Below are 12,958 nucleotides of genomic sequence, written 5' to 3' on the forward strand. Positions count from 1 at the left end.
TTATTAATCATGTCTTTACTTATACCGCAAAGCTTCAAGAGGATTTAATTTAGCGGCCCGGCGGGAAGGATATAGGCCAGTCAAGAAACCGGTTAGGGTAGAAAAACCGATGATGAATAAGACAAACCAGGCTGGACTATAGAATAAATCGAGAGCTTGGCCGCCAAAATTCTTTGCTAAGATATTAATAACTATATTAAAAAGCTTACCGCTGACAAAACCTATAAAAACGCCGGAAATACCACCCAAAAACCCCATAATCACCGATTCCATCAAGAATAATTTAGCAACATCGATATTGCTAACACCGATAGCCCGCATGATCCCGATTTCTTGAGTCCTCTCTAATAAAGTAATTGTCATCGTGTTAAACATACCAATAGCGGAAACAATCAAGGCAATCAAGCCAAAAATACCTAGGACGATCTGGATAACTCGGAAGATCTTCTTTGTCTGATCAATCGTATCAGAAACCGAAGATGCCAAAAAACCTTGCTTGATTATTACCTCCCGCACCGGGTTCAACTGTTCGCCATCTTCGACCCTGACTTTAAGACTAGAATAAGCCGGCAAATTTATATCTCCTAAGGTAAGGAGCGGCACATAGAAAAAACTGGTATTATCATCATCGATAACGCCAACGACTTTATATTCAACATTAGGGCTGACAATATTCACCTCCCCTTGCCCGCCTTCTGGAACAAATAAGTTAAGACTGACTGTCTGGCCAATCATATCTGACGCCTGGCTGAAATTAAAAATCTTAGCGCTAGCTGATGACACGATGACTTCCGGGGCATCGCTAGCTGAAAATTCTTTACCCGCCCCTAAATTCAAACCGCTCAAACGGAAAAAGGGCTTATCAACCACGAAAGCCAAGGCATCGGTCGTTTCATTACCATAGGAAATCTGACCCGACATATCGAGGGCCGGGCTAGTTTCGGCCACTCCCGGCAAGGCGTTAATCGCCGCTAAATGTTCTTTATCTAAAGAAATTAGTTCTGAAGCCGGTGATATGTCTAAAGTTAATAAGGCATCGGTAGTCGTTATTTTATCCAAAATTATGTTTTGCAAGCCATAGCCCAAAGAAACTAAAAACAAAACCGCGCCGATGCCAACTCCCAAACCTAAAACAGTCAAAGCCGTCCGGCTAGTATTAGTACGGAAACTACGAATCGATAGAGTGACTAAATCTTGTATTTTCATATTATCCTTTATGGCCAATTAACCAAACCTCTAATCGTTTAGCTAACTTGCTAGCTAAACGATTGGCTAAACCAGCTCCGCCTTTGCGTAAAGGCTCATGAAATAAGACAAATAATTCTTTGCGGCTGATCTCACCTCGGATACGCGCTAAAATAGCTTGGTCTATCACTTTCAAACTTTCAAAATTCTTAAGTTTGATATCAAGTTCGTCAAAGATGGAGCGGCGGATTATCACCTCTTCCCGATCTTCTTCCGTCATCACTTTTTCTGTCCGTTCATGGCTAGAATCAACTTCAGGCAAAGCTTCGCTAGCCTTCAATTCAAGGGCTAGGGATTGTAAATGTTGAGCAATCTTGACCGCCGTCCGTTTATCCAAACCTAAACCGCCCTCATCGGGGTTAATATCTAAAAATTCCTGTACTGACTTAAAATTATCTTGCTTATAAAGAGAAGCCTCTACCTTCTCCCGGAATAAATCAAAATCATCAGCTGACAAGCCAGCTAAGGCCAAGGTCGCCATGTTCTTCGCCTGAAAAGACCGGATCAAGAAGCCGGGCTGATGGGATTTGAATTTAGAATAATGATGGGACAAGAAATCTAATTCTTTAGCATGGGTGCTGGTAGCAAAATTATCCTGGACAGTTACTTTGTCTTTTATATCTCGATTAACTTTCGTATCGACCAAGCGTCCGTCCTTGATAAAAAATACCCGATGAGCGATATCCAGATAAGTCGGGTCATGAGTAACTAGGATTACCGTCTTACCTAGACGGATATTGATATCTTTAAAAAGCTCTATAACCTCGGCCGCCGACTTCGAATCAAGGTTACCTAAAGGTTCGTCAGCTAAAAGTATATTCGGGTTGTTGATTACAGCCCGGCAGATAGCCACTCTCTGCTGTTGTCCGCCTGATAACTCGCTGGGTAATTTATTTGCCTGCTTGTTAACTCCGAAACGAGTCAGTAATTCCATGGCTCTTTCTTTTCTTTCTTTAGGATTTACTCCGGCAGAAATGAGAGGCAAAGCTACGTTCTGCAAGACGCTGAGGGTAGGTATAAGGTGGTAGGCCTGAAAGACCATGCCGATCGTATCACGATGATATCTCTCTTTATCGCGACGGGATAAGTCTTTGATATCCTCACCATTAACCGATAGTTTGCCCTGGAAACTCTCTAAATTAGCGATAGAATAAAGCAAAGTGGATTTACCACATCCAGATGGACCAAAAAAGATAATAAACTCGCCCTCATAAATCGAGAGGTTGATATTATCTAATGATTTGACTTCATTGCTCTGGCCAGGAAAATAGGTAACAGACAAAGAAGAAGCAATTATTTGCTCTTTGATTGTAGTCTTGGTGCTAGGCATGGGGCACGCAGCTTAATTAAAATACCTAAAAATATCTGATTATATTAAATAAAAAAAGTATACTGAGTACACCTAGATTATAACATTTTTTTTATTAGCGGCCAAGCTTTTTTAAGACAAAAAGTGGATAACTTACCACTCTTTTCTATTCCACCCTCAAGGCTGCTACCGGATCAAGCTCAGCCGCCTTGCGAGCGGGCCGATAGCCGAACAGGAAGCCGCAAATCAGGGAGAATAAAAAGGATACTATAATTCCCTGCCAAGGAAAAACGCTCTGCCAATTAAGTTCAAAGCTTCGAGCCACCCAGGCGAGAACGTAAGAAGCGATAACGCCGAAGATAACCCCTAATAACCAACCCCAGATAGTGATAAGTAAAGATTCAATTAAAAACTGCCAAGTGATATCCGGCCGAGTAGCGCCAACGGCTTTTCTCAGGCCGATTTCTGAAGTTCTTTCAGTAACAGTGACATACATTATGTTCATAATCCCGACTCCGCCGACTAAAAGAGAAATCAAGACGATCGCTAAAAGCAAATAGGTGACGGCGTTAGTTACCGTCCCCAAAGTATCAAGCATCTCTGCCATTGTGGAAACGCGAAAATCCTCCTTATCAGGATCGCTGATATCATGACGCTCACGCAGAATAGCCTTAATTTCTTCTGCGGTTTCATCGGCTCGATCAACATCGTTAAGTTGATGCATGAAATACATAGCATAATCGATGCCCAGAAGCCGTTTATGCAAAGTGCTGATTGGAATATAGACTATATTGTCAAAATCTAAAAACCCGGCGCCACCGCCCTGAGGAGCCAAGACTCCCACTACCTGGAATTTTTTATTTCCAATTTTAACAAAACGTCCTAGCGCTTCTTGCCCGGAAAACAGGTCTTCGGCTAGACTGGCGCCTAAAACCGCTACCAAGGCTTGGCCTCGTTCGTCTTCTGGACTAAAAAAATCTCCAGTAGCCGCTTTGGTTTTGGAATCAATCCTGATATAGGGTTCACTGACACCGAAAATAAAGACTCTTTTCCCCTCTGCTCCGTAACTTACCTTCTGCTGCCCCAAGGAAGCAGCGTAACTCTCCCGTACATTATCGAGGTTATTGATCGCTTCCATGTCCGACAGCTTTAAAGTCGTTACCTCAGCATTGCCCGCGATATTCTTTCCCGGCGCCTTAGTTTCAGTTTGGATGATATTGGTGCCATAAGACTCAATCTCGCCGGATATCAAACGGCTGATACCGCTGCCAGCGGAAAAGACGACTATAATAGCCGCCGCGCCGATAACCACTCCCAAAACTGTCAAGCTGGTACGCAAAAAATTGCGACGCAGGGAGTGCCAAGCGAGAAAGGCGGCCGTGATAATAACATTTTTCCTCTTATTCATAACGCAAAGCTTCGGTCGGGCTCAAACGGCTAGCCCGCTTAGCTGGATAATAGCCAAAAACAACTCCGATTAAAGTCGAAAGACCAATAGCTAGAATGACTGAAGGCAAGGAAATTACAAAATCCCAACGATAGCCGAGAGAGCGAACAATAATCGCTGTCAGATAAGAGATAAAACTACCGGCAAACAAGCCGATCAATCCTCCTATCATGGTTAAAGAAATCGATTCGAATAAAAATTGGCTCAAAACCTGACGACTAGTCGCCCCGATCGCCTTCCTTAACCCGATCTCCCGAGTCCTCTCGGTCACGCTCACTAACATGATATTCATAATGCCAATACCTCCGACCAAGAGCGAAATAGCCGCCATCGCCGCCAGGAAATATCTCAAAGCATTAGTGATACCAGTCACCATATCCAGGGCCTCCTGAAAGCTACGCACGGAAAAATCATCATCTTCGGGATTATCAATATCGTGCCTCTCCCTCAAAGTCTGCTTGATTGCCTCCATGTTTTCCGCGATATTATCGGGATTATTAATCTTAACCTTGATAGCGCTTAGATAATTAACCCCGGCTAATTCTTTTTGAGCAAACAGGAGCGGCATAATGACTAGATTATCATAATTCTGAAAGCCGACCATGCCTCTTTTTTTCATTACCCCGATAACTGATACTGTTTGATTGCTAACCTTCATTTTCTGCCCGATCGGATCATTACCGCCGAACAGCTCATCGGCCACCGCACTACCGATAACGGCCAAACGTAAATTTGAGGTCATTTCCTCCGAACTTAGGAAACGGCCCGATGAAATCTCTCCGCCCTCAACTGCAAAATAATCTCCAGACACTCCTTGAGCGCTAACGTCGAAAGTCTGATCTCGCCAAGAAACAACCGCATTATTCTGGTAATAAGAAGCCACTGCCTTAGCATCAGGCACATTCTTAGGGTCAAGAAAAGCCTCAGCGTCCGCGCTGGTCAAAGTCGTTACTTTAACTCCGAAAACCGAAGCTGGCGGACCTTTAGAATCAGACTGGCCAGGCAAGACGCCGATGAGATCGCCGCCAAAACCTTCAAGCTGTCCCAAAATCAAAGACTGAGCGCCAGCGCCTAAGGAAATTATTAGAATTACTGCCCCGACGCCAATGATTATCCCGAGCATCGTTAAAAAACTCCGGGTCTTATTGCTTAGTAAGGCCCGGAAAACAAGACGCAAAAGTTGGCGAAAATTCTCAAGCATAGTTATTTCAACAACTGGCCTTCGCGGGCATAACGGCGATGCTTGACTATATCATCGCTGGCAACCAAGCCATCGCGGATACTAATTATCCTCTCCGCGTGTTCGGCGGTAAAGGTCTCATGAGTCACCAAGATAATTGTCTTACCTTCCTTATTAAGCTCTTGGAGTATCCGCATCACCTGGACACCAGATTTTGAATCAAGATTACCGGTCGGTTCATCGGCAAAAATAACTGAGGGTTCATTCACTAAAGCACGGGCAATCGCCACTCTCTGTTTTTCACCGCCAGAAATTTGGTTGGTATAATAGTGTAAGCGATGGCTTAAGCCGACGCTATCTAAAACCCGGGTCGCTCTTTCATCCATGTCTTGCTTATTATGAGAATAAATCAGGGGCAATTTGACGTTTTCTAAGACGCTAGTACGGGGCAAAAGATTAAAGGCTTGAAATACGAAGCCTATCTCTTTGTTCCTTAAACGAGCTAAATCATCGTCGCTTAAACTATTAATATTATGGCCAGCGAATCGATATAAACCACCGCTAGGTCTCTCTAAGAGGCCTAAAATATGCATTAAAGTTGACTTACCTGAACCTGACGGACCCATAATAGCGACGAATTCCCCTTCTTTCACTTGAAAATTAATACCTTTTAACACCTGGGTAGCCAGTTCCTCCTCGCCATAAGTCTTAATCAGATTGTGAATTTCTAATAGAATCTTAGTCATAATTATTTACCGTTCTTTACAAAAGTTATAACCAAGTCATCGGCCATTAAGCCGCTAGTTACTTCGATCATACCTTCATCGCCCCTTAGCCCGGTCGTGACTTCAACCTCGCTAAGGTCCTTGCCTTTAAGCAAGCGGATAATTTTTTTGCCGTCCTTTTCAATGATAGCGCGTGCCGGCACTTGCATTACTTGGGCACGACTATCGGTCGTAATCACTATATTAGCCGTCATGCCGGCTTTGAGATCCAAATTCTTGGCGGCAATCTGATTCATGGACTCGGCTAAATTAGCGAAATCTATCTTCACCTTATAATACACAACATCTTGAACTAAAGTCTGGGCCGGTTCAATGAAACTGACCACGCCCTTGAGGATGAAATCGTCAGGAAAAGCATCTAAAGTAATATCGACTGGATCGCCGACTTTAACCTTACTGATATTCGACTCAGCGATATCAACTTCGACGTTAAAGCTATTGTTAACCAAGATGACTATCATCGGCTTGCCAGCCGGGCTGAATTGCTCACCGACTTCATAATTAACAGCCGTAACCACGCCTTCTACTGGGGCAGTCAGGATCGCATCTTTTAATTGCTGTTCTATGCCAGCCAGATTTGCAGCTGCTTGGCTGACCTGCGCCTGGGCTAAGGCGATATCTTGAGCTCTGGCGGGAGCAATTGTGCTATTAAGCTGAGCTAAAGCCAGGGCAACGCTTTTTTGAGCGCTGTCTAAACGAGCCTGAGCGGCTGAAATCTGCTGAGCACCGCTAAGATTCAGGGAGCTAAGATTATTCCTAGCGGCTAAGACGGCATTATTAAGACTACTCTCAGCTTGACGCAAATTCTCTTCAGCACTAGCTACAGAAGTATTCTTATTTAAAATCGCATTATGAAAACCCTGGGTAGCAGACTCTAAAGCCGTACTCGCCGTGTTAATCGTCGTCGACTGCGTACTGATTATAGTCTTGTAATTATCTAAATCCGTTTGGGTGAAATTAATATAGGTAATACTGGCTTCAAGCATGGCGTAGGCATAATCTAAAGCTTTATCAGTCTGTAATAAAAGAGCCTTGACTTTAACTGAAGCATCTTCGACCGAAGCTTCGCTGCCATTATTTTTAGCTAAAGTGGCGGCCGCTTCGGCTGGAGACACTAAAGATAGAGCCAACTGTCTCTCGTTTTTCGTCTGCCATAACAAGGAGATGTCTTTAACGCCTAAAACTGTGGCGGCGTCATCATCTTCTAAAATAGTATTAATCTTATCTAAAGCTATCTTAGCGCTTAATATCTTGTCATTAATCGTCAGAATGGCAGAATCATAAGCGTTAGCAACATTTTTTTCGCCCGTCTGTTTAGCATTCTTAAGGGCGGTTTCTGCACTAGCGACTGCTTGTTCTGAAGGTGTTAAAGTGCCAGGATCACGCGACTCTAAATCAGACAAAGCTTTGGCAGCCTGACGTAAACTTTCATCTACACTCGCTTTAACACGATCTAAATCGATTCTAGCTGAATTTGCACTTGTTTGGGCCTGACTTAAAGTGGAACGGCTGATGGAAACAGTCTCTTGGCTAGCTCCGGCTAAGATCTTGGATAAAGAGGCCTCGGCAATCTTAAGGCCGGCTTCAGCCTCTGATTTCCTAACTAGCAAGGAACTATTATCCAAGGCTGCTAACTCGGCGCCAGCCGCCACTTTATCACCAACTTTTACTTTCACCGACTGGACTCGGCCAGTAGCCAAAAAATTCAAGGCTAATTCTTTAACCGGCTTTAAGGTTCCGGTTTCACTAACCGTCTGTAACAACGGCCCAACCTGGACTTCAGTAGTTGAATAGGATACTGCTTGGCTACGGCTTTTCAACCATAAGGATAGGATGACGACAGAAAAGAAAATCACCGCTATAATAATCAACCAACGTTTTGCCTTTTTTTTGAAAATCATAATATTGACTTAATAACAAAAAATTATCTCAAGGATGCGAGACTTAAAAAAACAATAATATTATATTTAATTAACTTATTTTTAAAGTAAAAACAAGCAATATTTATATATTACCACGAATTTTATGAAAGAGCTATGACTGCTTAGATTGCCAGATTTATTGGCTTAAAAGGGCTTTTTTTAGAGCTAAGAGCGGATTGGCCAATCCTTGCCAAACAGGCCCTGATTTGCTAAAATATAATAAGAAAATATAATGTTTTAAAATTAAAATTTAGCTAAAAATACCCCTGATAATCGGGAATTTTTTGTTTTAAATGTCTATGGCAACCAAAGAAAAAAAGGAGCTAAAAAAAACAAATAACTACGGCGCCGACGCTATTACCGTCTTAGAAGGTCTTGATCCAGTCAGAAAGAGACCAGGCATGTATATCGGATCAACTTCAGCTGCTGGTCTCCATCACCTGATCTGGGAAGTAGTTGATAATTCAATTGATGAAGCTATGGCGGGCTATGGCGATACGATCGATGTTTCCCTGCTGGAAAACGGAATGGTTTCCGTAGTCGATAACGGTCGGGGCATTCCAGTAGAAAAACATAAGACAACTGGCGTATCTGCTTTAGAGACGGTTTTAACCAAGCTCCATGCCGGCGGTAAATTCGGCGGGGGCGGCTATAAAGTATCCGGAGGTTTGCACGGCGTCGGCGTATCAGTCGTCAATGCTTTAAGCGAATATTTAAAAGCAGAAGTCCATCGTGATGGCAAACTTTGGATGCAAGAATATAAAACTGGCAAGCCCCTAAAACCAGCCAAAGTGATCGGCACTACTAAAAAAACCGGCACCACCATAACCTTTAAAGCTGACCCGACTATTTTTACCGAATTAGAATTCAGCTGGGGCAAGATCCTGGATCGCTTACGACAACAGACGTACCTGACTAAAGGCATCACGATCAACGTCTTCGATCGCCGTCCGGGGCATCGGCCTAAAAAATATAGCTTCTACTTCGAAGGCGGCATCAAGTCTTATATCAAAGCCTTAAACCGTAATAAATCCGTTAAAAATGAAACGATTTTTTATTTTGAAAAAGAAATAGACAGTAATAAGGTTGAAATCGCCCTGCAATACAACGACGAATACAACGAAACCGTCTTAGCTTTTGCTAATAATATCCACAACCCAGAAGGCGGGACTCACTTGGTCGGTTTCCGCACCGCCTTAACCAGAGTTCTTAACTCTTATGCTAGAAACCATAACCTAATTAAGGAAAAGCAGGAAAACCTGACCGGCGAAGATGTTCGTGAAGGCTTGACCGCTATTGTCAGCGTAAAACTTCCTGATCCTCAATTTGAAGGACAGACAAAGGGTAAACTAGGTAACGCTGAAATGAAAACTTATGTCGAACAGGCTACCGGAGAAATGTTCAACACCTTCTTAGAGGAACACCCCAAAGAAGCGGAAGCGATCATCGGCAAATGTGTCCTGTCAGCCCAGGCCAGGCTAGCCGCCCGGACTGCCAGAGCGACCATCCTTAGAAAAGGCGCCCTTGAAGGTATGACCCTGCCGGGCAAACTGGCGGATTGCTCTAGCCGACACCCTGAGGAATGCGAACTCTATATCGTAGAGGGGGATTCTGCCGGCGGTTCAGCTAAACAAGGCCGAAACCGCAAATTCCAAGCCATTCTTCCCTTACGCGGCAAGATACTTAACGTTGAACGAGCCCGCTTAGATAAAATGTTAGCTAATAATGAAATTAAAAATCTGGTTATCGCCCTAGGCACCAACATCGATGACCAGCTAGATATCGAAAAACTGCGCTATCACCGCATCATTATTATGACTGATGCTGATGTCGATGGCGCCCATATCCGTACCCTGCTTCTTACCCTCTTCTTCCGTCATTTCGGCGCCCTGGTAAATGCCGGCCATTTGTATATTGCCCAGCCGCCTCTATACCAAGTAAAAAAGAACAATCAAATAAAATACGCCTACAGCGATGAAGAGAAAAACAAAATAATCGAAGACTGGGGTGGACAGGTCGGAGAAATAGAAGAGGTGAACGAAGATGATGAGGGTGAATTCATTAGTGCTGAAGATAAGGTGACAGATGGCAAAAAAGCTAAAACTGACGAAAAGAAAAAAAGCAGCCGCATCTCTATCCAGCGCTATAAGGGTTTAGGTGAAATGAACCCGGAACAGCTCTGGGAAACAACTATGAATCCAGAAACTAGGATTGTTAAGCAAGTCAGCATCGAAGATGCCGCCAGGGCTGACCAAATTTTCGATATGCTGATGGGTGATAACGTCGCTCCCCGCAAAAATTTCATTACGACCCACGCCAAAAAAGTAGAAAATTTGGATATTTAAATCCTTTAATATGTATATTTACATCGCCGTCCCCTTAATAGCTTTCGCCATCGCCCAAACCACTAAAGTGCTCCTGAAATCACGCCACCAAAAACTAAATCTTAGGAACCTTTTCGCTTATTCTGATATGCCTTCCGGCCACACGGCTATCGTCAGCGGACTAGCCATGATTATTGCTCTTAAAGAAGGCTTGGGTTCCCCGTTATTCGCTCTTAGCTTCGTCTTTGCCAGCGTGGTGATTACTGACGCTGTCGGCCTCAGAACCTACTTAGGGCAACACGGTAAAACCTTAAATGTTCTAGTCAAAGACTTGAAAGAAGATGAATTCCTAGACCGGAGCTATCCAAAACAACTCGAGCACATCGGGCACACCCCTCTGCAGGTAATCATCGGCGGGCTGATTGGCATCATTGTCGCCTTGTTAGCCTATCTAATATTTTAAAGAAGACACCAATAAAAAATCAGGCTCAGGCCTGTTTTTTTGTGGGGATAGAATTTCAAACTAAGCTTTGACTGCCCATTCCTTCGGGCTTAGCCAGATTCATTATCCTGATTACGGTCGGAGCAACATCGCTGAGCGAACCTAGAGGCTCGAGCAAACTAAGATCGTTGTTTAAGACATCCTGTCGTCCAATTGTCTTGCCTTTGAATTCTGGTCCTATGACTAAAAATGGCACCGGATTATCAGTAATCTCCTTATCTACTAAATCTATTTTTAAATCAATCATCCTTTCAGCGTTGCCATGGGCGCTGGTGAGCAAAACGGTGCCGCCAGCATCCAAAACAGCCTTACTTATCCGATCAATAGTCTTATCAAGGAGAGGTAATATTCTAAGAATCGCCTCCTTATCACCTAAGCTGGCCAGAAGATCTAAATTAGCCAGGTTGAGCAAGATAAAATCATAGGCCTGTGATTTTATTTTTTTTAAAGCCAAGCTAGATAATTCTTTCAGGGATAACTCTGGCTTTTCGGAATAATCACCAGCTACCGAAGAGATGATAAATTGTTCCTCGCCTGATAAGAGCTGGGCATTCTTGCCTTTAAAAAAATAGGTAGCTAAAGCGAATTTTTCACTTTCAGCAATATAGGCTTGCCTTAAGCCGGCGGCGGAGATTATTTTTGGCAAAGTTTCTATCTCGTCATAAGGCGCTTCCAAGCTAAAGGCCGGACGGCCACTGCCTAGGCTTAAGTAACTCAAAGCTGGATTCTTGAAAGTGGTCTGCAAAGCAGCTACCGGATATTCAGCTATCAAGCGATTAAGATTAGGGCATAGGCTTAAATCAATCGCATTAGCCGGACTTTGGGGCGCTAGCCCCCAACCATCAAGCAATAAAAGAAGAACCGGGCGCGAACCGGCTAATCTCTCCTTACCATCTTTAACTGTTTTGACCATGAAATTAAATAATAAGAAATTTAAGATAGCATGATATCCTCTATCTCCATCAAGCGATTATATTTAGCTATCCTCTCTCCACGAGACAAGGACCCGGCCTTCAAATAATCCGCACCAACAGCGACCGCCAGATCGACAATGAAGTCATCGTTGGTTTCACCGCTACGATGGGAAACGATTACCTTATAGTTATGGCGCTGGGCAAGCTTAACGCAAGCCATAGTTTCGCTCAAAGTTCCTATCTGATTCGGCTTGATAATGATGGAATTAGCAGCTTTAGCTTGCAGCCCCTGACGCAAACGATTAGGGTTGGTGGCAAACAAATCATCACCGACAATCATCAACTTATCCCCCAGCTCGGCTGTTAACTCTGTCCAAGCGCCCCACTCTTCCTCATCTAGTCCATCCTCGAGGTATATGATGGGAAATTTTTTCAACCATTCATTATATAAACCGATCAGATTGTCATTAGAAAATAGGGCGTTATCTAAACGGAAAACATACTTCTTCTGATTCTTATCAAATAAGACCGAAGAACCAATGTCTAGGCCGAGATTGATATCCCTTCCTGGCTCATAGCCGGCTTCGATAATTGCCGCCATAATCAGTTCCAGAGCTTGGATACTAGAATCAATATCCGGAGAATAACCTCCCTCTAAACCAACCGCCGTGCTATAGCCCGATTCCTTGAGTATCCGACCTAAAGTGTGGAAGACTTCAGCACCAGCTTGGATCAAGCGCTTGAGCGGGCGACCACCCTGGCTATTCTTAGCGCTTTGATAAAAAGTAGATTGAGCGCTAGGGATAACCATAAACTCCTGAAAATCTAAGCCGGTATCGGCATGGGCACCGCCATTAAAAATATTAAACAAAGGCAAAGGCAAGCGCTTAGGATTAGAAAAATTAAAAGTTCTCGCTAAGTAAGTATATAATTCTTCGCCGCTATCTAGGGCGGCCGCTCGAGCCGTCGCGAGCGACACGGCTAAAATCGCATTCGCCCCCAAATTCTTCTTAGTCTCGCTACCGTCTAAACTAATCATCAGCTTATCAATCGTCTCAGCTTGGTCGACCTTCAAACCGATAAGCTTAGGTGCAATAACTTCGTTAAGCTTAGCAACAGCTTTGAGGACGCCTCTTCCCTGGAAACGGTTCTTTTCTTCATCACGCAAATCGTTAGCCTCGAAGCTTGAAGTAGAGGTGCCGCAAGGCACGGCTGCTTTAGCGCTGAGGCCGTTGCTCAGGGTAACTTTGGCTTCAAGCGTCGGTTCTCCTTTCGAGTTCAGAATTTCACGAGCAATGATGCTTTTTATTTTAGAACTCATAGTATAAAA

10 protein-coding genes are annotated in these 12,958 nt (G+C 43.8%); 2 read left to right on the plus strand and 8 right to left on the minus strand.

Translation table 11 applies throughout. From position 1 onward, the window contains the following. Nucleotides 1-15: 15 nt before the first annotated feature. The 6 genes from WC441_02950 to WC441_02975 all read right to left on the minus strand — a co-directional run bounded on the left by WC441_02950 (nucleotide 16) and on the right by WC441_02975 (nucleotide 7,867). On the minus strand, nucleotides 16-1,206 hold the full coding sequence (locus WC441_02950; protein ID MFA5163463.1) for an ABC transporter permease: 1,191 nt from the start codon (nucleotides 1,204-1,206) through the stop codon (nucleotides 16-18). A gap of 1 nt (nucleotide 1,207) precedes the next feature. Next, entirely contained in the window at nucleotides 1,208-2,575 is a 1,368-nt protein-coding gene (locus tag WC441_02955; protein ID MFA5163464.1) for an ABC transporter ATP-binding protein, read from the minus strand. Nucleotides 2,576-2,720: 145 nt separating this feature from the next. After that, nucleotides 2,721-3,962 (minus strand): ABC transporter permease, encoded by a 1,242-nt coding sequence (locus WC441_02960; protein ID MFA5163465.1) that lies wholly within the window; start codon nucleotides 3,960-3,962, stop codon nucleotides 2,721-2,723. Next, nucleotides 3,955-5,202 (minus strand): ABC transporter permease, encoded by a 1,248-nt coding sequence (locus WC441_02965; protein MFA5163466.1) that lies wholly within the window; start codon nucleotides 5,200-5,202, stop codon nucleotides 3,955-3,957. Before WC441_02965 ends, WC441_02960 begins: the two co-directional genes overlap by 8 nt. 2 nt (nucleotides 5,203-5,204) lie before the next feature. Continuing rightward, nucleotides 5,205-5,927: an ABC transporter ATP-binding protein gene (locus tag WC441_02970; protein MFA5163467.1), complete on the minus strand. Its 723-nt coding sequence runs from the start codon at nucleotides 5,925-5,927 to the stop codon at nucleotides 5,205-5,207. Between the two features lie 2 nt (nucleotides 5,928-5,929). Beyond that, nucleotides 5,930-7,867, minus strand: coding sequence for an HlyD family efflux transporter periplasmic adaptor subunit (locus WC441_02975; GenBank protein ID MFA5163468.1), 1,938 nt, complete (start codon nucleotides 7,865-7,867; stop codon nucleotides 5,930-5,932). A gap of 320 nt (nucleotides 7,868-8,187) precedes the next feature. On the opposite strand from WC441_02975, the gene gyrB reads away from it, so the two are divergent. Together gyrB and WC441_02985 are read left to right on the plus strand one after the other, a co-directional pair. Next, nucleotides 8,188-10,233 (plus strand): DNA topoisomerase (ATP-hydrolyzing) subunit B, encoded by a 2,046-nt coding sequence (gene gyrB, locus WC441_02980; protein MFA5163469.1) that lies wholly within the window; start codon nucleotides 8,188-8,190, stop codon nucleotides 10,231-10,233. A 10-nt stretch (nucleotides 10,234-10,243) separates the two neighbouring features. Continuing rightward, a complete protein-coding gene (locus WC441_02985) occupies nucleotides 10,244-10,675 on the plus strand; it encodes a divergent PAP2 family protein (protein MFA5163470.1) in 432 nt (143 codons plus the stop codon). Nucleotides 10,676-10,730: 55 nt separating this feature from the next. Here WC441_02985 and WC441_02990 read toward each other — a convergent pair whose 3' ends face one another. Then, entirely contained in the window at nucleotides 10,731-11,627 is an 897-nt protein-coding gene (locus WC441_02990; protein ID MFA5163471.1) for a hypothetical protein, read from the minus strand. 20 nt (nucleotides 11,628-11,647) lie between these two features. Then, entirely contained in the window at nucleotides 11,648-12,949 is a 1,302-nt protein-coding gene (eno, locus tag WC441_02995; protein MFA5163472.1) for a phosphopyruvate hydratase, read from the minus strand. Between the last annotated feature and the right edge of the window lie 9 nt (nucleotides 12,950-12,958).

The organism is Patescibacteria group bacterium (assembly GCA_041651355.1).
Classification (GTDB): Bacteria; Patescibacteriota; Patescibacteriia; order Patescibacteriales; family UBA12465; genus JAPLVX01.

What these genes read in the sequence shown, in the direction of transcription:
- WC441_02950 (MFA5163463.1), bottom strand. Translation starts at nt 1,206, where the DNA reads ATGAAAATACAAGATTTAGTCACTCTATCGATTCGTAGTTTCCGTACT.
- WC441_02970 (MFA5163467.1), bottom strand. Translation starts at nt 5,927, where the DNA reads ATGACTAAGATTCTATTAGAAATTCACAATCTGATTAAGACTTATGGC.
- eno (MFA5163472.1), bottom strand. Translation starts at nt 12,949, where the DNA reads ATGAGTTCTAAAATAAAAAGCATCATTGCTCGTGAAATTCTGAACTCG.
- WC441_02955 (MFA5163464.1), bottom strand. Translation starts at nt 2,575, where the DNA reads ATGCCTAGCACCAAGACTACAATCAAAGAGCAAATAATTGCTTCTTCT.
- gyrB (MFA5163469.1), top strand. Translation starts at nt 8,188, where the DNA reads ATGGCAACCAAAGAAAAAAAGGAGCTAAAAAAAACAAATAACTACGGC.
- WC441_02975 (MFA5163468.1), bottom strand. Translation starts at nt 7,867, where the DNA reads ATGATTTTCAAAAAAAAGGCAAAACGTTGGTTGATTATTATAGCGGTG.
- WC441_02985 (MFA5163470.1), top strand. Translation starts at nt 10,244, where the DNA reads ATGTATATTTACATCGCCGTCCCCTTAATAGCTTTCGCCATCGCCCAA.
- WC441_02990 (MFA5163471.1), bottom strand. Translation starts at nt 11,627, where the DNA reads ATGGTCAAAACAGTTAAAGATGGTAAGGAGAGATTAGCCGGTTCGCGC.
- WC441_02965 (MFA5163466.1), bottom strand. Translation starts at nt 5,202, where the DNA reads ATGCTTGAGAATTTTCGCCAACTTTTGCGTCTTGTTTTCCGGGCCTTA.
- WC441_02960 (MFA5163465.1), bottom strand. Translation starts at nt 3,962, where the DNA reads ATGAATAAGAGGAAAAATGTTATTATCACGGCCGCCTTTCTCGCTTGG.